23 protein-coding genes and 2 tRNA genes are annotated in these 20,018 nt (G+C 62.7%); 14 read left to right on the top strand and 11 right to left on the bottom strand.

Annotation, left to right across the window (positions count from 1 at the left end; genetic code table 11):
• Positions 1-38 precede the first annotated feature (38 nt).
• The 3 genes from BP869_RS04965 to BP869_RS04975 are packed head-to-tail and all read right to left on the bottom strand — an operon-like array spanning position 39 to position 2,811.
• Positions 39-1,022 carry an AI-2E family transporter gene (locus BP869_RS04965; protein ID WP_342677485.1) on the bottom strand — a complete coding sequence of 328 codons (984 nt, stop codon included), beginning with the start codon at positions 1,020-1,022 and terminating at the stop codon, positions 39-41.
• Positions 1,023-1,077: 55 nt separating this feature from the next.
• Positions 1,078-1,650, bottom strand: coding sequence for a DUF7504 family protein (locus BP869_RS04970; RefSeq protein ID WP_342677487.1), 573 nt, complete (start codon positions 1,648-1,650; stop codon positions 1,078-1,080).
• Positions 1,651-1,659: 9 nt separating this feature from the next.
• Complete coding sequence (locus tag BP869_RS04975; protein ID WP_342677488.1) at positions 1,660-2,811, bottom strand: PAS domain S-box protein; 1,152 nt, start codon at positions 2,809-2,811, stop codon at positions 1,660-1,662.
• 133 nt (positions 2,812-2,944) lie between these two features.
• Between BP869_RS04975 and BP869_RS04980 the strand changes: the two genes are divergently transcribed.
• Together BP869_RS04980 and BP869_RS04985 are read left to right on the top strand one after the other, a co-directional pair.
• Positions 2,945-3,850 carry a DMT family transporter gene (locus BP869_RS04980; protein ID WP_342677490.1) on the top strand — a complete coding sequence of 302 codons (906 nt, stop codon included), beginning with the start codon at positions 2,945-2,947 and terminating at the stop codon, positions 3,848-3,850.
• 147 nt (positions 3,851-3,997) lie between these two features.
• Complete coding sequence (locus BP869_RS04985; protein ID WP_342677492.1) at positions 3,998-4,507, top strand: hypothetical protein; 510 nt, start codon at positions 3,998-4,000, stop codon at positions 4,505-4,507.
• Between the two features lie 40 nt (positions 4,508-4,547).
• Here BP869_RS04985 and BP869_RS04990 read toward each other — a convergent pair.
• Positions 4,548-4,619: transfer RNA gene (locus BP869_RS04990), tRNA-Ile, on the bottom strand.
• Positions 4,620-5,092: 473 nt separating this feature from the next.
• Here BP869_RS04990 and BP869_RS04995 point away from each other — a divergent pair.
• Genes BP869_RS04995 through BP869_RS05015 form a run of 5 tightly spaced genes read left to right on the top strand, consistent with a single transcriptional unit; the run spans position 5,093 to position 7,879 of the window.
• The gene (locus tag BP869_RS04995; protein WP_342677494.1) at positions 5,093-5,461 is read left to right on the top strand and encodes a NifB/NifX family molybdenum-iron cluster-binding protein; all 369 of its coding nucleotides are present in this window, start codon (positions 5,093-5,095) and stop codon (positions 5,459-5,461) included.
• Positions 5,458-5,793: a NifB/NifX family molybdenum-iron cluster-binding protein gene (locus BP869_RS05000; RefSeq protein WP_342677496.1), complete on the top strand. Its 336-nt coding sequence runs from the start codon at positions 5,458-5,460 to the stop codon at positions 5,791-5,793. Before BP869_RS04995 ends, BP869_RS05000 begins: the two co-directional genes overlap by 4 nt.
• 10 nt (positions 5,794-5,803) lie before the next feature.
• Positions 5,804-6,655, top strand: a complete 852-nt coding sequence (locus BP869_RS05005) for an ATP-binding protein (protein WP_342677498.1) — start codon at positions 5,804-5,806, stop codon at positions 6,653-6,655.
• Entirely contained in the window at positions 6,652-7,524 is an 873-nt protein-coding gene (locus tag BP869_RS05010) for an ATP-binding protein (RefSeq protein WP_342677499.1), read from the top strand. The genes BP869_RS05005 and BP869_RS05010 overlap by 4 nt, the downstream gene beginning before the upstream one ends.
• A complete protein-coding gene (locus BP869_RS05015; RefSeq protein WP_342677500.1) occupies positions 7,517-7,879 on the top strand; it encodes a DUF134 domain-containing protein in 363 nt (120 codons plus the stop codon). Before BP869_RS05010 ends, BP869_RS05015 begins: the two co-directional genes overlap by 8 nt.
• Positions 7,880-8,078: 199 nt before the next feature.
• Here BP869_RS05015 and BP869_RS05020 read toward each other — a convergent pair.
• The 4 genes from BP869_RS05020 to BP869_RS05035 form a co-directional block, all read right to left on the bottom strand.
• Positions 8,079-8,151, bottom strand: a tRNA-Asn gene (locus BP869_RS05020).
• A gap of 40 nt (positions 8,152-8,191) precedes the next feature.
• Positions 8,192-8,491 (bottom strand): hypothetical protein, encoded by a 300-nt coding sequence (locus tag BP869_RS05025; RefSeq protein WP_342677502.1) that lies wholly within the window; start codon positions 8,489-8,491, stop codon positions 8,192-8,194.
• Positions 8,469-8,741 (bottom strand): hypothetical protein, encoded by a 273-nt coding sequence (locus BP869_RS05030; RefSeq protein ID WP_342677504.1) that lies wholly within the window; start codon positions 8,739-8,741, stop codon positions 8,469-8,471. The genes BP869_RS05025 and BP869_RS05030 overlap by 23 nt, the downstream gene beginning before the upstream one ends.
• A 572-nt stretch (positions 8,742-9,313) precedes the next feature.
• Positions 9,314-9,598 carry a hypothetical protein gene (locus BP869_RS05035; RefSeq protein WP_342677506.1) on the bottom strand — a complete coding sequence of 95 codons (285 nt, stop codon included), beginning with the start codon at positions 9,596-9,598 and terminating at the stop codon, positions 9,314-9,316.
• 50 nt (positions 9,599-9,648) lie between these two features.
• Here BP869_RS05035 and BP869_RS05040 point away from each other — a divergent pair, with 50 nt between their 5' ends.
• From BP869_RS05040 to BP869_RS05055, 4 genes are read left to right on the top strand one after another with little or no spacing between them, the layout of a single operon-like run.
• Positions 9,649-10,779, top strand: coding sequence for a Xaa-Pro peptidase family protein (locus BP869_RS05040; RefSeq protein WP_342677508.1), 1,131 nt, complete (start codon positions 9,649-9,651; stop codon positions 10,777-10,779).
• Positions 10,776-11,651, top strand: coding sequence for a type II methionyl aminopeptidase (gene map / locus BP869_RS05045; RefSeq protein ID WP_342677510.1), 876 nt, complete (start codon positions 10,776-10,778; stop codon positions 11,649-11,651). The genes BP869_RS05040 and map overlap by 4 nt, the downstream gene beginning before the upstream one ends.
• A gap of 44 nt (positions 11,652-11,695) precedes the next feature.
• On the top strand, positions 11,696-12,985 hold the full coding sequence (locus tag BP869_RS05050; RefSeq protein ID WP_342677512.1) for an ATP-binding protein: 1,290 nt from the start codon (positions 11,696-11,698) through the stop codon (positions 12,983-12,985).
• Position 12,986: 1 nt separating this feature from the next.
• Positions 12,987-13,706, top strand: a complete 720-nt coding sequence (locus BP869_RS05055) for an MBL fold metallo-hydrolase (RefSeq protein ID WP_342677514.1) — start codon at positions 12,987-12,989, stop codon at positions 13,704-13,706.
• 656 nt (positions 13,707-14,362) lie between these two features.
• Here the strand turns inward: BP869_RS05055 and BP869_RS05060 are convergent.
• Complete coding sequence (locus BP869_RS05060; RefSeq protein ID WP_342677516.1) at positions 14,363-15,643, bottom strand: APC family permease; 1,281 nt, start codon at positions 15,641-15,643, stop codon at positions 14,363-14,365.
• A gap of 108 nt (positions 15,644-15,751) precedes the next feature.
• Between BP869_RS05060 and BP869_RS05065 the strand changes: the two genes are divergently transcribed.
• Together BP869_RS05065 and BP869_RS05070 are read left to right on the top strand one after the other, a co-directional pair.
• Positions 15,752-16,030, top strand: coding sequence for a DNA-directed RNA polymerase subunit L (locus BP869_RS05065; RefSeq protein WP_342677518.1), 279 nt, complete (start codon positions 15,752-15,754; stop codon positions 16,028-16,030).
• 2 nt (positions 16,031-16,032) lie between these two features.
• Positions 16,033-16,650, top strand: coding sequence for a class I SAM-dependent methyltransferase (locus BP869_RS05070; RefSeq protein WP_342677520.1), 618 nt, complete (start codon positions 16,033-16,035; stop codon positions 16,648-16,650).
• Here BP869_RS05070 and BP869_RS05075 read toward each other — a convergent pair whose 3' ends face one another.
• Entirely contained in the window at positions 16,651-17,262 is a 612-nt protein-coding gene (locus BP869_RS05075; RefSeq protein WP_067046982.1) for a translation initiation factor IF-2 subunit beta, read from the bottom strand. It abuts the gene before it with no gap.
• 84 nt (positions 17,263-17,346) lie between these two features.
• On the opposite strand from BP869_RS05075, the gene purL reads away from it, so the two are divergent.
• Positions 17,347-19,419, top strand: coding sequence for a phosphoribosylformylglycinamidine synthase subunit PurL (gene purL / locus BP869_RS05080; RefSeq protein ID WP_342677523.1), 2,073 nt, complete (start codon positions 17,347-17,349; stop codon positions 19,417-19,419).
• Here purL and BP869_RS05085 read toward each other — a convergent pair.
• Positions 19,397-19,879 (bottom strand): flavodoxin family protein, encoded by a 483-nt coding sequence (locus BP869_RS05085; RefSeq protein ID WP_342677525.1) that lies wholly within the window; start codon positions 19,877-19,879, stop codon positions 19,397-19,399. The genes purL and BP869_RS05085 overlap by 23 nt on opposite strands.
• Between the last annotated feature and the right edge of the window lie 139 nt (positions 19,880-20,018).

The raw sequence follows: 20,018 nt of genomic DNA on the forward strand, positions 1-20,018 counted from the left end.
CGCCGGGCCTTGCCCGTGCAGATGCCTGATTTTCCAGATTATTCCGGGCCTTTTGTCTCCATCACGCTCGCAAGCCAGCGTGTCTCCTCCGATGATTCAAGCAGGGTTTTTGCGGCAAGGGTGAGCGGTACAGCAAGAAACATGCCCGGGATCCCGAGCACCCATGTCCAGAAAAAGAGGGAGACGACGGTGATGGCAGGGGAAAGGCCAGGGACTTTTGCGGCTTTGGGCGTTGCGAAGCCTCTTTCTGCAAGGAGGTTGATCGCGGCGATGCCGGCGACGACAGCCACAGCCCCCGGCGTCCCGTACTCCAGCCATGCCATCCCGATGGGAGGGATGGCCGCGATCCAGATGCCGATGAACGGGATAAAAGAGAGGATGAAAACGAGCAACCCCCAGAGCAGGGGGAAATCGACCCCGATCACGGCGAGGAAGAATCCTGTCCCGGCGCCGGTGACCAGGGCGGCCCGGCCCCTCGCGGTGAAATGACCGACGACCGCATCAGAGTACCGACCGAACCCCCATCCTTCCCCGGCCGCGGGGAGGAGGAACGCGGTGACCAGCAGAACCAGAAAAAATTCGGCGAGCAGTCCGGCGAGGCCCGCAAGCACGCTCACGATAGAGGGACGGAAGGGAGAATCTCCGGGGATGGCCGGAATATCTCCGGGCGAGATCCCTGTCCCCGGGAAGAATGACATGACCCGCTCGATCTGTACCCTGAGCATCTCCTGGTAGGCGGGCAGGGCCTCCCCCATCTGCACGAGGGAGGTGGAGAGCACCCAGAGGAGAAAGGCGCAGAAAAGGACGATCATGCCCATCACGACAAGGGTCGCCGCACCCCGGGGCATCCCTTTCTCGATGAGTCTGTGCTGGAGGGGGGCCATGAGGACGGCGATGAGAAATGCAAACAGGACCGGGTTGAGGAGGTCTGCGCCGGCGTGCATGCCGGCGGCCACGATAACAAAGGTAGCTCCACAGATAAGGGCCGTCCCCGTCGGGCTCCTGATGATGCCGGCGCTCATCCGGTTTCCCCCCCGCGTGTCCGGTGCATGTCCGGCATGGACGTGATCGCGATATTTATGCCTGCCGCGGACCTGCCGGCACCCCGCCGATCTCGATAACGCCGTCTGAGATGGCGGTCAGCCGCGCGAGGAGGGCGGGGTCGAGGCCAGACTCCACGGCGAGGAAGATGCCTGAGATCTCCAGTATTTTCAGTTTGCTTGTGAGATAGTGGATGAACTTCAGAAGATCCGCGGATGAGATATAGATGAGCATTGCGTTGATGGAATCGACGAGGATGCAGGTCTTTTGCTCACCCGGATCTTTCAGGGCCTCTGTTATGGCGATGGAGAGGCCGGTGAGGTCGTCCGGGCGGTGGAGGAAGATGCTTCCGGGCATGTCCTCCTGGGCGTCGCCGCCGGCGTACTTCGTGACCGTGTCGATGAAGCGGAGACTGGCAGTATCGACGCCGTTTTTCTGGTAATGCCTGGCAAGAGAACGGGCCGGCTGGTTGATGGTGACGATGACGACGCCGATCCCCTGCTCCATGACCTCCCTGACGGCGGCCAGGTTGCTCTCCCTGACCGAGCGTGCAGGCGAGAAGATCAGGACGATCCGGGGATTGTCGGGCGTGATGTCGAGGGCGCTCACACCTCTTTCCTACCTCTGCAGGAAATGGCGGAATGCGTCGGGGATCTCGCGCCGCCCCTCCGCGATGGAGGCATTGAGCTCGCGGAGGTTCTCGGCGATCTGGTCGGCCGCCGCGATCTGGACCCTGATCTGGGTGAGGATCTCCTCCTTCGGAATGGTCTCGTCCCTGATATCGTCGTGGATCACCTTGAGGTTCTCCCGCAGGAGGGCGACCGGGTTTTTGAGCCTGAGGGCCGACTCGGTGATGTAGGCGAGCATCGTCTCTTCTGTCTCCTGCCGGCGGATCGCGGACCCGATGATGCCTGCCGCAGCCTCGAGTGTGTCGATCTCGACCTCGGTCCAGCGCCTCTCCTCCCGCGTCTCGTCAAAGCCGATGAACCCCCACCACCGGCCCCCGACATGTATCGGGACGATGACGAACGATTGAACCCCGAGCGCCTCCATGTTCCACCTTTCATCATTTTCGGCGGTCCTGATGTCGGCAAAGACGGTTTTTCCGTCCCTGAGGTCCGCCTCCCAGGCACCGACTCCGGCCTTCTGATAGGAGAGCCCTCGAAGCCAGGTGGTGGCGATCTCGCCTCCTCTCCCCTCTCTGGTCCATTCGTACCGGCCTGTCATGAGGGTCTCGCCGGTCTCCTGATCTGTGGTGTTCTCGAAGAGGTAGACGCGGTGGACATTGGTTGCCGTGCAGAGTCCGCGGAGGGCCCCGGGGATCTCCTCCTCCCAGGTGCGTGCCGCAAGGAAGCGGCCAGCCATGGTACTGATCGCCTCAAGAATTGCGTCCCGCCTTTGGAGGGCGTGTGTCACCTGTTTTTTTCCGGTGATGTCAAGGACTGAGGCGATGAAGAGGTCACGGCCTGGGATAGTCCTGACAGTGACGGCAGCGTCGATAAAAGAACCGTCTTTCCGCTGCAGCCGCATCTCCCTGATCGCCGGCGCCGCCCCGGTCACGGCGAGGGCCGGGAGGTCGCCGCCCTCCGTGATCTGTGACCAATGCATCATCCCCTCGATCTCTGACCGCCCGTACCTCGTCATCCTGAGGAACCGGCGGTTCGCCCTGATGATCGTCGAGGAGCGGTCGGCAAGGACGATTCCATCGCCGCTGGCGTCGAAGACAGCCTCATAGAGGTCGGCATCGAAGCATACGTCTCTTCCGCTCACAGAAATGAATGAGGAGTCCCTGTTATATAACCCCTGCTGTTTTTCCCTTTTTTGGTGGGTGTACAGGTCCGGAACTCCCTCTATGTCCCCGCAACACGTATCTGGTCAGTTCTCGAAAATGTATGGGTACTTCATGCAGCAAAGGACATACGCGTATATCGCCGCCGTTTTCAACGCCTTCTTTATCGGCCTGAGTTTCCTCTTCGTCAAGGAGTCTCTGGCGGCTGCAGAGCCCTTCACGACTCTTGCCTTCCGTTTTGCCCTTTCCTTTGCTTTTATGCTGGTGCTGCTTGCGACAGGCGTCATCGCGGTACGCATCCCGGCAGACACGATCCGGGACCTCCTGGTCCTCTCTCTCATCCAGCCTGTCCTCTTCTTCTCCCTCCAGGCTTTCGGGTTGCTCTCCATATCCTCGTCAGAGGCCGGGATCATCTCCGCCTTCGTGCCTGTCTTCGTGGGCGTCCTCGGTCTCCTGCTGCTGGGCGAGCGGGTGAATGCGAAACAGTTTGTCGCCTTCTTCATCTCGATCGCCGGGATCGTGTGCCTCTTCTCTATGGGCGGGAACAACGGGGACGGCACCAGCTGGATGGGGATGGTCCTGACCCTGCTCTCCGCTCTTGCGACCTCGCTGTACATCGTCCTCGGCCGGAGGCTCACCCGGACCCTGGACCCTGTCAGCCTCACCTTCGGGATGATGCTCTGCGGGTGTGTCGCGTTTGTGGCGGCTGCGGTCGGGTGCGAGGGGCTGGACGCAGGCGGAGCAGTCCTGTTGCTCGGGGACACGGGTTTCATGCTGGACGTCCTCTATCTCGGCCTCTTTACCTCTGTCGGTACGTCTTTTCTTGCGATGTACAGCCTGAAGGATCTGGAGGCGGCGAAGGTGGGGATCATTCAGAACCTCTCTGTCGTCGTCTCTATTCTTGCCGGCGTGCTGGTGCTCCATGAGGCATTCCTCTCCTACCACGCGGTCGGGAGTCTCCTGATCATCGCCGGGGTGGTGCTCGCGAACGTCTGGGCCGACCCGGAGACGAAGCCGTAATTGTCGGGAATACCCTCATCTCCTGCCGAAAATTCCCTCCTCCCCTTTTTATCCCGGACCTGCCGATACTCTCATATGGGATCAGGCACCCGGAGGGCATGATGAACCCCGGGCCGGCATGCCCGTCCCCGGGAGGATGGATCGATCATGACGACAAAAGCGGATTTCACCACCGAAGAATGGAACCGTCTCCTGCAGGCGCCTGTCGCCGCGGGTTTTTCCGTGATGCTCGCCGATCCTGACTTCACCGGCATTCTCAGGGAGCTGAAGGCCCTGTCCCGGGCCTTCGACAGACTCGACGTCCCGCCGGAAGCGAAGGAACTGATCGGGTCACTGGTCGCCGACCTCAGGGAGATGTCGGAGAGGAAAGAGCGCCTTCCCGGCAGCGAGGACTTTACCGAGGGGAGGCCCGAAGAGATCAGGGCACGGATACTGGATGACCTCCGCGGCATCGGCCCCATCCTTGTTGTCAGGGCGACGACTGTCGAGGCGGAGGGGTTCAGGGAGTGGCTTCTCGGCATCGGCCGGGCCGTGGCGGAAGCGAGCAGGGAGGGCGGTTTCCTTGGCATCGGCGGTACCCGCGTCAGCGAGAAGGAGAAGGCGGCCCTCCGGGAACTTGCAGAGGTGCTTGAGGTGCCGCTCCCCGCGGCGGTGTGAGAGCCGCGGCTCCTGTCATCGCTCTTTTCAGAAAAAGGAATGGGCCCGGAGGGATTCGAACCCACGGCCACCCGGTTATGAGCCGGGCGCTCCACCACTAAGCTACGGGCCCGCGTGTACGGGATCTTCTCGGGACACCCCTTCGCAGGGGAATACCTCCCGGTGCATTATATCTCTCGCACCCGGACCATATTAAATCTGCGTGCGTTCTCCCTGACGTTTCGATCAGGCACGATTTCTCCGTCCCCTCTCTCTTCCGGTATGCTCTGATCGCCGCACGCCCCCGGTCTTGCCCCGACCATAGGTTTCATGTATTGTGCTCATATGAGTACTATTGCCTGCAAGGGTTGGTGAACGACATGCCAGGATATGATGGAACAGGGCCGCGGGGATGTGGCCAGATGACAGGGGGGCGCCGCGGACCGTGCATGACGGCCAGGACCGCCCCGGGTGAGACCGGAGACGCGCCCGCACCGGAGCAGAACACCGTTCTGTACGGCATCGGAAGAGGCGGCATCCCGTGCGGATGCGGCAGAGGCCGTGGCAATGGCATGAGAGGGCGCCGTCCCGGCAGGTGGTGAAAAGATGAAACTTGCAATTGCACTCGATGGAGACTTCGTGTCCGACCATTTCGGCCACTGCGAAGCCTATGCACTCTTTGACGTCAACAGCGGGTCTGCATCCCGGCTTCCCGACCTTGCGAACCCCGGACACGAGCCCGGTTTCCTCCCCCGTTATCTTGCCGACCACGGTGTCAATGCCGTCGTCGCCGGTGGGATGGGGCCGCGGGCCGTCGACCTCTTCTGCCAGAACGGGATCGAGGTCTTCCTCGGGGCCTCCGGGCCTGTTGAGGCCGTCGCCGCGACATATGCTGCCGGGAAACTCGCTTCCGGTGAGAGTTCCTGCACCCATGGCGCGGAAGAGCACGAAAACTGCAACGGGGGATGTCAGTGATCGTCTGCATCACGGCAGACGGCCCTGATTCCGACGCCCAGGTCCAGCCGCGTTTTGGCCGGGCCCCGTACTTCGTCTTTGCCGACACTGAGACCGGAACCTTTGACGCAGTGAAAAACCCGGTCGCAGATGCGCAGGGAGGCGTCGGTCCGCGTGCGGTCCAGACCGTCCTCGACCACGGCGCCACCGCCCTCGTCACCGGGCATGTCGGCGGCAACGCCGCGAGTGCCATTCAGGCCTCAGGGATCAGGGCCTGCGCCTTCAAAGGTCAGGGCACCGTCTCAGCAGCGCTCGCGGCCTTCCTCGCCGGTGAACTCCCGTCCCTCCTCTGACCCGACCGCCATGAAGATCGTCGTTGCGAGCGGAAAAGGCGGCGCCGGGAAGACGATGGTCGCCGCAAACCTCGGCTATGTCCTCTCTCGCGACCGGGAGGTTACTCTCGTCGACTGCGACGTGGAGGAGCCGAACCTCCACCTCTTCTTCCCGGCGGAGACTGCCGACGTGGCGGTGACGGCCGAGAACCCGGTCTTCGACCCGGCCCTCTGCACGCAGTGCGGTGCATGCGGGAAATTCTGCCGGTACGGCGCGATCACCGTCCTCCGCGACCGCGTCCTCTTCTTCGCGGAACTCTGTCACTCCTGCGGCGGGTGTCGGATCGTCTGCCCTGAAGGTGTTATCACAGAAATCGGACGGGCGATCGGGAGGGTCGGCACGTCACACCCCCTGCCTGGCCTCACCCTCGTCTCCGGCTTCCTGAACGAGGGGGAAGTCCAGGCACCCTGTGTCGTGCGTGCGGCCCGTGCGGCCGCCGGGGAGCACTCCCTGATCATCCAGGACGCCGCACCGGGCGTCGCCTGTGCGGTGATAGAGACGATAACTGGTTGCGACCTCTGCATTCTGGTGACAGAGTCGACGCCTTCAGGGCTTCACGACCTCGCCCTTGCTGTCGAGGCCGTGAGGATGCTCTCCCTCCCGGCGGGCGTCGTGATCAACAGGAGCGACGGCCGGGACGAGGCGGCAACCGCCTTCTGCCGGGAGCACGGCCTCCTCGTCCTCATGACCATCCCCTTTGGTCGGGAGATCGCTGCGGTCCAGAACCGGGGCGGCCTTGTCGCCCGTGACCTGCCGGGTTTCACGGAAAAGTTCGCCGCCCTGTACGCCGCCGCCATGCGCCTCTGCGGGGTGAAAGAATGATCCGGATCGCGGTCGTGAGCGGGAAAGGAGGGACAGGGAAGACGATGGTCGCTGCCGCCCTCACCGACCTCCTCACGGTACCGAAGGTGCTCGCCGACTGCGACGTCGACGCGGCCAACCTCGAACTTTTCCTGGATCCGCGTCTCCTCGATGAGGAACCCTTCATGGGGTTGGAGAGGGCGTCGATCGATCCCGCTGTCTGCACCGGCTGCGGGGCCTGCGCCTCTTCCTGCCGTTTCGATGCGATTGCCTGCGAGGAAGACCGCTGCGCCGTCGATCCCCTGAGGTGCGAGGGGTGCGGCGTCTGCACTCTCGTCTGCCCTGCCGGTGCGGTGCACATGACACCTTTCAGGGCCGGGACGATCTATCGCTCCGAGACTGCCGCCGGGAAACTCGCTCATGCACGTCTCTCGCCCGGCGCCGGGAACTCAGGGCTGCTCGTCCACTCGGTGCGGCAGAAGGCCGAGGAGATGGCCGGGGAGAGCCGCGTCCTCCTTGCCGACGGCCCGCCAGGCATCGGCTGCCCCCTCATCTCCACGATCAGCGGCATGGACGCCGTCCTGGCCGTCACCGAGCCCGGCATCTCGGCCCTCCATGACCTGAGGAGACTGGTCACGGTCTGCCGGGGCTTCTCTCTCCGGATCTTCGTCGTGATCAATAAATTCGACCTTGAACCCTCGGTCTGTCGCCAGGTCGAGGACTTCTGCCGTGAAGAGGGGCTGCCCGTCATCGGGCACATCCCCTTTGACCCGGCCGTCCTCGCGGCCGTGCGGGAGGGCAGGCCTGTCACCCGCACCCCTTCGCCCGCATCGGAGGCCCTATATCAGATGGCCGAGCATCTCTCTGGAGAGCTGACGATCGATGGATGACGAGATGCAGGGCAGGTGTTGCGGCCGCCGCGGACGGCCGCGGGCCCCCCGGATAATCCACGAGGGAACGGCCTTCCGCTGCTTCGGCCCCCTCTGCAAGAGGTCTGGGGAAGTCGTCCACCTCCTCCCCGAGGAGGTGGAGGCCCTCAGGCTCACCGACCTGGAAGGGCTTGAGCAGGAAGAGGCGGCCGAAAGGCTCGGCATCTCCAGGAAAACCCTCTGGCGCGACCTCCACGAGGCGCGGCGGAAGGTCGCCGACGCTCTGGTCAATGGCAAGGGGATCCGGATCGCCGGCTGCAGGAGAAAGGGGGTAGAGTGTCCCCGCCATCTCTGCGACGATGCAGCAGAGGAGTGATCCGTTTGAAGGGTCCCTCCTCCCTCTGAACGGAAGAAAATACATTCTGTTTTCGATCTGTGAACAGTGCGTTCACACGACATGAACGATTGGATGGAGACCTTCGCCGATTTCTGGAGAATCGTTCGTTTCAGGGCTGGAAGAACAGGATTTGCCTGATAGTACACAGAACAATCGAACAAAAAGGAAAGACGCAAAGCGCCGCCAACAGGACTCGAACCTGTGACATGCTGGTTAACAGCCAGCCACTCTACCAACTGAGTTATGGCGGCAATGCACTATTGTGCCTTACAATCTTTCTTGCCGCTCCTATTAAACCTTACTGGAGGGGTCGTTCCGCATCCCCTCCAGAAGGGCGATCATGCCGTCGATCTCCTGGTCGAGATCAGCGAGATCCTCGCGGGCGCGCTCGGTGACCGTCGCCCCTGCTGGTGAGGCCCTGATATACCCCATCCCTTCGAGGACCCGGAGGGAATACCGCACCCGGTGGTACGGCAGGCCGAGCACCTCGGCAAGTTTCATGATCCCGATGGGCTGGTTTGCGGCAACGACCCGCAGAACCTCAAGGTGGCGGCCGAGGAGCTCGATCTCACTCTTCAGTTTTTTGAGCATCTTTCTCCTCCTTGCCAGAGGGACCAGCATGCACGTCGAGCCAGGCCTTCGTCCTGTAGTAGTCCTTCCTGAAGTACCAGATCAGGGGAAGGTCGACGAGGATGAGCACCACTGCAACCGCCGGACCGATCGGCGGGGGCATTTTGAAGAAGAGGCCTATGGCAAGAGCGACGAGGATGATGATGATGTTCAGGACTATCGTCAGTTTCCAGAACTTCCATTTGAAGACCTGCTTATCGGCGTCCTCCATCGATCGTACTTGTGCGTGCTTGTTGAAGTAGTTTTCATGCGTCCATGGGGGAAAATTCGGTGCACCCGATATCAGGGGATGCGTTTTCGGGAGTTCCCGGATCTTTCGTGGCGATCTCCGAGAGCGCGGAGAATGAAATCCGATAAAGTGCCGTTCAATTCTTTGGTCGTGCTATTTTTTTTGTCAGCCATCCGGTCTCCAGAGTGAGGGGGACTGCAGGTTCTTTTGCCGTTCATACTCTCACCTGTCTGCCGGTGGATGGAGACACCGATGGACAAACCAGATCGGTGTGTACGCTATTCGGTCGCCATATCGCGCGTGTGGGGGGCATGAATGTCACTTATAGTTTATGTTATATATACGTTTGTCTCCGTCGAACGACTGGCAAACGAGGTGGAAATCGGCATGGATAATACCTATCTCTTGAGACAATGAAGATTGGTCATTCAATGACCACTGATCAGGCTGACTACCGCGTGGGCATCCGGATTCCCGGAGAGTTGAAGGAATGGATATCCCATGAAGCAAAAAATCGTGGTTTTTATAATGATTCGGAATTTGTACGGTCTCTGTTATACCAGGAGATGACGAGGTCTAAGGTCCTCGAAACGATTGACGATCGGATCGCAGGGTATCTCCGCGGCCCTGAAGGACAGGCGGTGATCCGGGACGCTCTGCGATCCGAGTTCAGGGGTGAGGGTCTGCGTACATTGATCCGGGCCGGTGTGGAGGATGTCCTCCAGGACTATGTCGTAGAACATGAATAATTCACACCCTTCTCCGAAAGATGGTATGGAAATTTCACCATCCCTGCTTTTTTTGTGTGCAAAGAAGCGTAATTTCTTGTAATCATCCATCCATAGATACACAGTACTGCCGGGCCGATGGCCCGGACCAGGATGATTGCATGGAAAGCCTTGACAATGCTCTCGCTGCGGCGGACTGTGCGGCCTATGTCCTCTACGCCTCCTCGGACGACGCCGACTTCCGCTACCTCACCCGTTTCCAGGTCTCCGACCCCCTCCTGTACGTGAAGCGGAAAGGTGAGCGGGGGCTCCTCGTCGTCCCCCAGATGGAGTACGAGCGTGCGGCGACCGAGTCGTCGGCCGCGCCCATAACCCGCGCCGGCGCAGGCTTCCTGAAATATCTCGACGAGGAGAAGGATGCCTGGAAGGCGCTCGCGCGCACCACCGCCTCCCTCGCCGGGGGGAAGGTTCTCGTCCCCCGCACCTTCCCGTACGGGCTTGGCCGCCTCCTGGAGGAGTACGCCGGCGTCGAAGTCGACGGTGCCGGAGCCGTCAGTGCGATGCGTGCCGTCAAGACCTCGAAGGAACTCGCCGCCATCCGGGCGGCGCAGAGGGCGACCGAAGAGGCGATGGACCTCGGCATCTCGATGATCCGCCGGTCCGCCGCACAGAACGGCGTCCTTCACCTTGACGGCGCCCCCCTCACATCGGGGCGGGTCAGGACCGCGATGCACCTCTTCCTGATGGAAAAGGGCTACACCGCGAAGGAGACGATCGTCTCCTGCGGAAAGGAAACAGCCATGCCCCACAGGCAGGGCGACGGCCCCCTCCTCGAAGACGAACCCGTCGTCATCGACCTCTTCCCGCGGGACGACGCCACAGGCTACTATGCCGACATGACCAGAACGGTCGTGAAGGGTGAGCCCTCCCCCGAGATCGCGGAGATGTACGACGCCGTCCGTACTGCCCAGGACCTCGGTGTCTCCCTCATCGCTGCAGGCGTGCGGGGCGCCGCTGTCCACAACGCCGTCGTCGCATTCTTCAAGGAACAGGGCTATGAGAGCGAGACGAAGGGCTTTGTTCACTCCCTGGGCCACGGCGTCGGGCTCGAAATCCACGAGGGCCCCTCCCTCTCCCCCTCCGGTGGTCCCCTCGAAGCCGGCAATGTCGTCACCGTCGAGCCCGGCCTCTATTATCCGGGCATCGGCGGGATACGTATCGAGGACATGGGCGCCGTCACCACAGAGGGCTTTGACCGCTTCACCAACTATCCAAGGAACCTGATCGTATGACTGACGAAGAAATGGAACTCTACCTGGAAGCAGGGAAAATTGCAAAGAAGATACTGAACGAAGGGGCGGGCATGGTGAAAGTCGGCGCACCCGTCCTTGATGTCGTCGAGACTGCCGAAGGGATGATCCTGGACTCGGGTGCCGAGATCGCTTTCCCCCTCAACCTCTCCCGGAACGAGGACGCCGCCCACGACACCGCCTCGGCTGGCGACGAACGGGTCTTCGCCATGGGCGACCTGGTCAAACTCGACCTCGGCGTCGCCCTCGAAGGCAGGATCGCCGACACCGCCCTCTCGGTCGACCTCGGCGGCCACGAGGCCCTGGTCGCCGCGTCGCGGGCCGCCCTTGACCGGGCGATCGCCCTCGTCCGTCCCGGCGTCACCACCGGCGAGATCGGCGCCGCAGTCCAGGCCGAGATCGAAGGCCGGGGCTTCCTGCCTGTCGCAAACCTCACAGGCCACGGCCTTGCGCCGTACTCCATCCACACCGACCCGACGGTCCCGAATGTCGGCATCGCCGGCGGAGCCGTCCTCGAAGAGGGGATGGCCATCGCGATCGAGCCCTTCGCCACCACCGGCAGCGGCCGCGTCTGCGATCGGTCCAGAATCGAGATCTACCAGCAGCTTGCCGTAAAGCCGACCCGCCTCCCCTCGGCAAAGCGCATCCTCGAACAGGTCCGTGACCGCCGCGGCATGCCGTTTTCTCGCCGCTGGCTCCCCCAGGACAAAATCGAGATCGCCCTCTCGGCACTGGTCAGGAGCGGCGTGGTCTACGGCTACCCCGTTCTCCACGACGTCCCTGGCTCCTTCGTTTCGCAGGCAGAGCACACCCTCATCGTCACGGCAGACGGCTGCGTCGTGACGACCAGGTGAGATAGTATTATCGGACCACATCCACCATAGGAAATGTTACATCCATGTCGTGCGCAGAGAGCAGAGACGATGTCATCCGGCTGATGGAATATCTCCTGACGGCTGAGGTGTATAACAAGAACCCCCAGCTGGACATGGAAGACCTCCCTCCCCAGTGCCGGTCCCTCTTCCTCCCCTCCCCGGAAGCGGCCGAGATCAAGCGTCCTCTCGTCATCACCGAGGCCCTCCTCAAAAGGGCGCCCGGGACGACTGACGAGGCGGTTAAAATGCTTCTCAAGAACCCATTTATCGATTTCGACACCCTCAACCTTCACTATCATATTACCGACCTCAAGGCCGGGGCCGAATGGTTCGCCGGTCATGGCGGAAAGGAGCAGGTGGCGAAGAACCCGGTGCTTGCCTTCTATATCGGGGGCTTCGATTCTCTCAACCTCAGGTACGAGGACGTGCGGGCGAAAAACCCTCGTTTCTCCGATTCCCGCCTCTCCCTTGACCGGCGGGTTGCACAACTGACCGATAAAGACGAGCATTTCAAAGAGGCGCTGGAACTCGTCATCGTCAGCGCCCCCGAAGAGATCGAGCAGCAGATGGACGGTATCGTCTGCACCGGCGCACAGAAGGAGGTGATCGCCAGGATCGGGACGGCGATCGAGAACCGCGACTTCCTCCGCGCCCACAACATCTCCGAGGTCGGCAAACTCCTCTTCGTCGGACCGCCCGGCACGGGCAAGACCTCCCTGGCCCTTGCCGTCTGCCACGAACTCCACATGCCCGTGCTCGAGGTCCGCCTCTCCATGGTCACCTCCCAGTACCTCGGCGAGACCTCGAAGAATATCGACAGGATCTTCGAGATCGCAAAGAGCCTCTCCCCCTGCATTCTCTTTATCGACGAGTTTGACTTTGTCGCGAAGAGCCGGGTCTCCGACGACCACGGGGCGATGAAGCGGGCCGTCAACATGCTCCTGAAAAACATCGACAAGATCAGCCTGGTCAAAAATGGCGTGGTCATGATCGGGGCGACGAACCACCCGCAGCTCCTTGATCAGGCCGCGTGGCGGCGTTTCGATGAGGTCGTCGAGTTCTCTCTCCCTGATCAGGCGATGCGGGCGGCGATCCTGGCGACCATCGCCCGTTCCCTGGACTGCAACTGCGACCTTGCCGGTGTCGCGGCGCGGACAGAGGGTTTTTCGGGCGCCGACCTGAAGATGATGCTGAAAGAGGCGGTCCTGAACGCCCTGATGGACGGACGGCGGACGATCTCCCAGACAGACATCGAGTGCGGCCTCCTGACGGTGGAGAACCGCAACCTGATCCGGAACTGCTCGTGGGGATAGGATGAAGGTCACGCTGCTCGGGACCGGGGACGCCATCGGGACGCCGAAGATCGGGTGTTCGTGCCCGGTCTGCACCGGGGCCCGCCGCGCCGGCCGGCAGCGCCTGAGGGCGGCTGTCCTCGTGGAGGTCAGGGAGAAGCATATCCTGGTGGACACCGGCCCCGACCTCAGGGCCCAGCTCATCGCCGCCGGTTCGCCGCACATCGACGCCGTGATCTGGACCCACGGCCACTACGACCACTTCATGGGCTACGGCGAGTTCTACCGGGTGCAGAAGGTCCCGCCGGTCTATGCCGCCGCCCCGACCCTCGGCTATGCGGGCTCGGTCTTCTCTTTCCTCCCTCTGGAAGGGCACTCTGTCGAGCCGTACCGCCCCTTTGCCCTCTTCGGCGCTACGGTCACCCTCCTGACGGTGGACCACCCGCCGATGCCGACCTATGGCGTCCGCATCGAGCATGACGGGGCGGTGCTCGCCCTCACCTCCGACACGAACGACCGCATGCCGGCGGCGACGAAAGAGGCCCTCGCGGGCGCCGACCTCCTCGTCCTCGACGCCATTGTTCCGCCGGGGTACACCATCACCAAGCACATGAACTATGCCGACGCCCTGAAGATGGCGGCAGAACTCAGGCCAAAGGACTTCCGCTGCACCCATGCCTCCCACCTTATCCCCTGGGACACTCCCCACCTTGCAATGGACGGCGAGACCTTCGAGCTGTGAGTGGGCCGGGTTTTCGGGATTTTTCTTTTTTCGATCGGGGGAGACCTTGAAAACCGATGGATTCCTCCTTTCCCTTCAGTTGTTCCCATCTTGGATGGAGGGTGATGGCAATCTCCTTCCCGGGAAGTGCGCCGACCTACTACCTTCCCCATACAGGCCGCCGGGGGTTCCTCGAAGGTCTTCGACCTTCTCTAGCTCGCACCTCGAAAACCTGCGGTCAACGGCAAATCAGAGATTTGCCAGAACAGAAAAATCTTCGATTTTCCTGTATTTCTCGAACTCGCTATCGCTCGCACAGCGAAGACTTCGTCTTCTCGACTCCCTTCGGCCGTTCCCCCGAACCCCCAATTGCGATTGAGCGGGGGAAGAAAGAACAGGAAACTCCGAGGAGGGAAATTGCCATCCCTCCCCCAATCCTGAGCGGGGAACGAGCGTCAGCGAGTTCGAGAAGACCATAGGTCTTCGAGGGCGGGGGCGTAGTCCCCCGGAGAAGGGCGCCGATCAACCGCCTTTCCCATAATCTAGCCGGGGTTTTCATTGAAGACCAGAGGGTCCGTGACACATCGAAGATGTGCTCGAACAGGAAAATCTTCGATTTTCCGCTCATGGCAAATGCAACATTTGCCTGCCCTGGAGATCTCATCTCCTCTCGATCATTATTCCTCCCCTCCCCTGTACACCCTCGACACCCCCCACCCTACCAGGAGGATGCCGAGGCCGAGGATGACGATCTCGGCCTCGATCTGGAGAAGAAGAAAGACGGAGAAGAGGATGCCGAGGAGAGGCACAAGGGGCACCCCCCGCACTGCAAGGGGGACCTGGAAGGGGCGGGGTGTGTCCGGCTCCCTCAGGCGGAGGATGACCACTGTCGCGTTGATCAGGGCGAAGGTGAGGAAGAGGGCGAAGTTCGTCGCGTTCGCCACATACGCGATCTCGCCGGTGAGGGTGAATGCCGCGGCAATGGCGGCGGCGGCTGCGACCGCCACCCACGGCGTCCCGAAGGCCGGGTGCACCCGTGCAAGACGGGCCGGCAGGGCGCCGTCGCCGGCCATCCCCCATGCGAGGCGGGAGGTGGCGACGATGAGGAGGAGAGAGGTGTTCGCCGTCGCGCAGAGGGCCACAAGGGAGATGATGAAGGCGGCGCTCTCGCCGAGGGCCGCCTCCGCGATCGCGGCAAAAGGTGCGGGCGTGGCCGCAAGACCCTCCCAGCCGAGGACTGAGACCGCGCTCACCGTCACGAGCATGTACAGCACCACAGCCGCGGCAAGGGCGAGGAGAAGGGCCCGCGGGATCGTCCTTTCCGGCTCCCTCGTCTCCTCGGCAAGCTTCACCATCTCCTCGAACCCCATGTACGCAAAGAAGACCAGGGCCGAGGCCTGGAATACCCCGGGTAGACCCTTTGGCATCGCGAAATAGTCTACAGACCCGAGGTACGGGATGCCGATGACGATCACGAAGACGATCCCCCCGGCCTCGATGAGGGTCATCGCGATCGCAAAGAGGGCCGTCTCCCTGATACCGTACACGCCGATCGCCGCAAGTCCTGCGATGAGGAGCAGGGCGGCCGGGACGGCCGGTATGCCCGCGAGGCCGGAGATGTATCCACCGAAGCCCAGGGCGACCGTCGCCGCGGAGAGGACACCCGAGGCCAGGATCAGCCAGCCGACAAGAAAGGCGGCCGTCCGGCCGAAGGCCCGGCCCACATAGGCGTACTCGGCCGACGCCCTCGGAAACATCGAGGAGAGCTCCGCGTAGGCAAGCCCGGTGCATGCCGCCATCACCGCCGAGATGCCGAAGGCGACCCAGACAGCATTCCCGGCAAGCCCGGCCGCTTCCCCCATCAGGGCATAGATGCCGGCACCGAGGATGATCCCGACCCCCGAGAGGGTGACCTCAGGGAGACCAAGGGCCCGCCTCAGCCTCCCATCTCTCTCCATGCACGTTCTCCCTCCTCCCGGCATAAAAACCCTCATGTCGGCTGGCAGATCCGGGGCCTTTCCCGGTACCCATATCTATATACTCTCCTGCCCACCACCTACACATACATGGATGTCAAGATCCTTGAGCGTGAAGAGGACAAGGTGCGGATGGTCCTGAAGGGAGAGGGTCACACCTTCATGAACGCCCTCGTCGAGGAGATCCTCACCGACCTCTCCGTCGACGTGGCACGATACGAAATAAAGTACCAGTTCTCCGACCCCGAACTCCTCGTCACGACCCGCGGTGGAAAGGATCCCATCGCCGTGATCCTGGAGGCCTGCGCCCGCATGAACGCCCAGTGCGACGAACTCCTCGCCCAGATCCGGGCTCAAAAGACCGCATAAGCATGAAGAGGGACGCGGCCGGCTTCGACCGGATCGCAACCCGCATCTTTTCTCCTCTCTATCCGGTGATCGCGGAGAGACTCCTTATCTGGTCGGGAAAAAGAGAGGGGCTCTGTGTCGACCTCGGTACAGGCCCCGGCCTCCTTGCCGTCGCTCTTGCCCGTGCCTCAGAGATGGACGTCCTCGCCTTCGACCTTTCCGCCGGGATGCTCGGCTTTGCCGGGAAGCACATCAGGGATGCCGACCTTGAAGGTCGGGTCTTTCCTCTTCTTGGCGATGTCCACGCCCTTCCCTTCAGGGACGGCACCGTCGACCTCTTCGTCTCCCGGGGTTCCATCTTTTTCTGGGAAGATCGCGTCCGGGCCTTTCGGGAGGTGCACCGTACCCTTGCGTCGGGCGGCGTCGCCTATCTTGGCGGGAGTTTCGGGACACGGGCCCTGCAGGAGGAGATCTTCCAGAAAATGCGGGAGATAAACCCTGACTGGGACCGGGATGTTGCCCGGCGGAGCGGCCGTGCCGCCCCTGCCTCCCTTCTTCCCGACCTTTCCCGTGCCGGGCTTCATTCAGCCCGGATAAAAGAGGATGAGGCCGGGTTCTGGGTCGAGATCAGGAAACCCTGATCAGGCCCGCTCGGTGAAGATGATCGATCCCGATATTCTGGTGATCTTGACCTTGACGGTCTGACCCGGGCGGGCGTTCGAGACATACATGATGTATTTCCCGATCCGTGCCACGCCGTCGCCGCGCCGGGAGATAGACTCGATCCTGACGTCCACGATCGCGCCCTCCTCAAGACGGCTGCCCGGCTCCTCTGTCCGTGCCTTGCGCTTCCTCACCGGCCGGTGGCCACCGCAGGCGTCGCACCTCAGGATGAGGATGCGGTCGTCTTTGACAAGTCTCGTGTCAGGCCGCCCGCACTCGGAACAGATCACATAGTCTTCGACATAGTTCTTGATCGCCGAGGAGATCACCGACTCCTCGAATTTCCCGTTGAAGACCGCGCGGCCGCCCTCGATCTTTCCTGCTGTACCAAGCTCGCCGACGAGATATTTCATCAGGTGGTCGGGCTCTCGCCTGATATATCCGGCGATGTCCCCGAAGTTCTCGATGACGGTGGTCTTGCCCTCCATGTAGACCTTCGCCTCGGGAATATGAAACCGCTCGGCACTCGGGCCGATTTCGGTGATATTGGCGTAGGCTTTCTTCAGCAACTCTTCATAGGGATCTGCCATGGTGTTATACTATTGCCGGGATCGGTTAAAAGGGATAGCACCTCTGAGATGGATATATAGGCCCCGAAACCCACCTGTGAGTACATGCTGTCTGCCGATGACCTTGCGTTTATCACCGGAAAACTGGGCAGGGGCCTCACCGATGTGGAGGCCGCCTGTTTCGAGAACCTCTGGAGCGAGCACTGCTCGTACCGCTCCACCAAGGGGCTGTTAAAGACCCTCCCGACAGAGGGAAAAAATGTCATCCTCGGGCCGGGTGACGACGCCGCCATCGTCCGCTTCTCCGACACCTGCGCCCTTGCCGTCGGGATGGAGAGCCACAACCACCCGAGTTATGTGGACCCGTACGACGGCGCCGCCACCGGCGTCGGCGGGATCGTGCGTGACATCATCTCCATGGGCGCACGGCCCATCGCCCTGATGGACCCCCTGTACTTCGGCGCCCTCTCCGAGGAGAAGACGCGGTACCTCTTCGAGCACATCGTCGCCGGCATCGGCGACTACGGGAACTGCATCGGCGTGCCCGTGGTGCGGGGCGAGACCGTCTTCGACCCGTCGTACCAGGGCAACCCCCTCGTGAACGTCGTCTGCGTCGGCGTCGTCCCGCCCGACCGGTTCACCACCGCCAGGGTGAAGGCGCCGGGCAACCGGCTTGTCCTCTTCGGCTCCTCGACCGGGCGCGACGGGCTTGGCGGAGCATCCTTCGCGTCCCGCGACCTCTCCGAGGGTTCGGAGGCCGAGGACCGGCCGAGCGTCCAGGTCGGCGACCCCTTCACCGAGAAACTCCTCATCGAAGCGACCTGCGAGATGGCGGAGACCGGGAAAGTCCTTTCCTGCCGCGACCTCGGCGCCGCCGGTCTTGCCGGGGCCTCGTCCGAGATGGCGAGTTCCTTTGGCGCCCGCCTCCATGCCGACCGCGTCCACCTGCGGGAGACCGGGATGAACCCGGTCGAGATCATGCTCGCCGAGTCGCAGGAGAGGATGCTCGTCGAGGTTGCCCCTGGCGACGTCGCCCTCATGGGCGCGATCGCCGAGAAGTACGACCTCTCCTGGAGCGAGATCGGCGAGGTGATCGCGGAGCCCCGGTACATCGTCGAGTTTGAAGGACAGGTCGTCTGCGACCTCCCGGTCGACCTCCTCGTCGGTGGGACGCCGGGCTGTGCCCTCCCGAAGGCGCCGAAGGCCGCGGGCACCCCGTACGCCGCCCCCGCAGGCGACCTGAAGGATCTCGCCCTTGCGGTGCTCGCCCACCCCGACATCGCCTCGAAGGCATGGATCTCCGGGCAGTACGACCACGACGTGCAGGTGCGCTCGGTCTCCCTCTCCCATGACGCTGCGGTGGTCCGTCTGGAAGACGCCGCCCTCGCCCTCTCCTGCGGCTGCAACCCCCGTCAGATCGCCCTCTCCCCGTACGCCGGTGCGGCAAATGCCGTCTATGAGAATGCGGCGAACCTTGCCTGCGTCGGCGCCGAACCCCTCTGTATCGTCAACTGCCTCAACTTCGCAAGCCCCCTCCACCCGGAGGTCTTCTGGGAGATGGAGCAGGCAGTGCTCGGCCTCGGCGACATGGCCCGTACAATGGATGTCCCGGTCGTCGGCGGGAACGTCTCCCTGTACAACGAGTCCGACGAGTACGGGACCGAGATCAAGCCGACCCCGTCCATCGGGATGGTCGGCAAGGGCCCGGTCCGCCGGTGGATGCGGCCCTCGGCAGGCGACAGGATCGCTCTTGTCGGGGAGACCGGCCCGCACTTTGGCGGCTCCATCCTCGACGCGGTGACCGGATGCGGTGGCGAGGCCCCGGCGATGGCAGACCCGGCCCTTGTCCCGAAGGTCCGCGACCTTGTGGCGGCCGACGCGATCACCGGCGCCACCGACCTCTCGAAGGGTGGCCTCTTTGCGGCCCTTGCGAAACTCTGCCCTGACGCAGAGGTGAAACTTGCAGGCGACGCCCTGACCGTCCTCTTCTCCGAGACCTACGGCCGCTTCCTCGTCACTTTCAGGGACGAGTCCGCCCTTGCCGGCCTCCCGTACCAGGTCATCGGCACCGTCGGCGGCGAAGGCCTGCGGTTCTCGGCCGGGGCAAAGAGTTTCGCCCTCAGCCCGGAGGAGATCGGGTTCGCCCTCTCCTCGATCACGCGCCAGATGCAGTACTGATCAGGCGGGCAAGGCCGTCGATCCCCTCCCCTTTTGTGATCTCCCTGTCGGTGATGTGGAAAGTCCCGGCAATAGTCATCCCCCGCTCTTCGATCTGCCGGGCAAGGATCGGGAGGGTCTCGCCAGGCGCGCCCCCGCTCGTTGCAAAGGCAACGGCCTTTTTCTCCTCGCAGTTTTTGAGTGCGGCGACAATGGCGTTTGCGGCCGGGGCCGGCCTGAAGGCCCAGACCGGCGTCCCGACGGCGACGACGTCATAGGCCGCGACGTCGATGGCGGCCGGTTCGATCTCCGCCTTCTCTCCCCTTCTTGCCTTCGGCGCCCCTTTGAGGTACATCATCACCTTCGAGTACGCCGCGAGGTCCTTCACCTCGACGAGGTCGGCGCCTGTCGCCGCGGCGGCCGCCTCTGCGACCCTCTTCGTGTTCCCGGTGGCAGAATAGTAGACAATACAGACCTTCATGGAGGAGTGGTCGCCGGGATCTGATATCTTCTTTGCGACAGGAAAAAAGAGAGAGGGAATTGGCTCTGTAGAAATCCTATTCTGGAGTGTCTCCTCCGGGGGGCTGCCGCCCCCCGGTCCCCCTGCCATTAGGATAGGG

Source organism: Methanofollis sp. UBA420 (assembly GCF_002498315.1).
Lineage (GTDB): Archaea > Halobacteriota > Methanomicrobia > Methanomicrobiales > Methanofollaceae > Methanofollis.

Coding starts and splice junctions, on each gene's coding strand:
- BP869_RS04965 (WP_342677485.1), bottom strand. CDS start 1,022: ATGAGCGCCGGCATCATCAGGAGCCCGACGGGGACGGCCCTTATCTGT.
- BP869_RS04980 (WP_342677490.1), top strand. CDS start 2,945: ATGCAGCAAAGGACATACGCGTATATCGCCGCCGTTTTCAACGCCTTC.
- BP869_RS04985 (WP_342677492.1), top strand. CDS start 3,998: ATGACGACAAAAGCGGATTTCACCACCGAAGAATGGAACCGTCTCCTG.
- BP869_RS04995 (WP_342677494.1), top strand. CDS start 5,093: ATGAAACTTGCAATTGCACTCGATGGAGACTTCGTGTCCGACCATTTC.
- BP869_RS05005 (WP_342677498.1), top strand. CDS start 5,804: ATGAAGATCGTCGTTGCGAGCGGAAAAGGCGGCGCCGGGAAGACGATG.
- BP869_RS05010 (WP_342677499.1), top strand. CDS start 6,652: ATGATCCGGATCGCGGTCGTGAGCGGGAAAGGAGGGACAGGGAAGACG.
- BP869_RS05015 (WP_342677500.1), top strand. CDS start 7,517: ATGGATGACGAGATGCAGGGCAGGTGTTGCGGCCGCCGCGGACGGCCG.
- BP869_RS05025 (WP_342677502.1), bottom strand. CDS start 8,491: ATGCTCAAAAAACTGAAGAGTGAGATCGAGCTCCTCGGCCGCCACCTT.
- BP869_RS05030 (WP_342677504.1), bottom strand. CDS start 8,741: ATGGAGGACGCCGATAAGCAGGTCTTCAAATGGAAGTTCTGGAAACTG.
- BP869_RS05035 (WP_342677506.1), bottom strand. CDS start 9,598: ATGGATGATTACAAGAAATTACGCTTCTTTGCACACAAAAAAAGCAGG.
- BP869_RS05040 (WP_342677508.1), top strand. CDS start 9,649: ATGGAAAGCCTTGACAATGCTCTCGCTGCGGCGGACTGTGCGGCCTAT.
- map (WP_342677510.1), top strand. CDS start 10,776: ATGACTGACGAAGAAATGGAACTCTACCTGGAAGCAGGGAAAATTGCA.
- BP869_RS05050 (WP_342677512.1), top strand. CDS start 11,696: ATGTCGTGCGCAGAGAGCAGAGACGATGTCATCCGGCTGATGGAATAT.
- BP869_RS05055 (WP_342677514.1), top strand. CDS start 12,987: ATGAAGGTCACGCTGCTCGGGACCGGGGACGCCATCGGGACGCCGAAG.
- BP869_RS05060 (WP_342677516.1), bottom strand. CDS start 15,643: ATGGAGAGAGATGGGAGGCTGAGGCGGGCCCTTGGTCTCCCTGAGGTC.
- BP869_RS05065 (WP_342677518.1), top strand. CDS start 15,752: ATGGATGTCAAGATCCTTGAGCGTGAAGAGGACAAGGTGCGGATGGTC.
- BP869_RS05070 (WP_342677520.1), top strand. CDS start 16,033: ATGAAGAGGGACGCGGCCGGCTTCGACCGGATCGCAACCCGCATCTTT.
- BP869_RS05075 (WP_067046982.1), bottom strand. CDS start 17,262: ATGGCAGATCCCTATGAAGAGTTGCTGAAGAAAGCCTACGCCAATATC.
- purL (WP_342677523.1), top strand. CDS start 17,347: ATGCTGTCTGCCGATGACCTTGCGTTTATCACCGGAAAACTGGGCAGG.
- BP869_RS05085 (WP_342677525.1), bottom strand. CDS start 19,879: ATGAAGGTCTGTATTGTCTACTATTCTGCCACCGGGAACACGAAGAGG.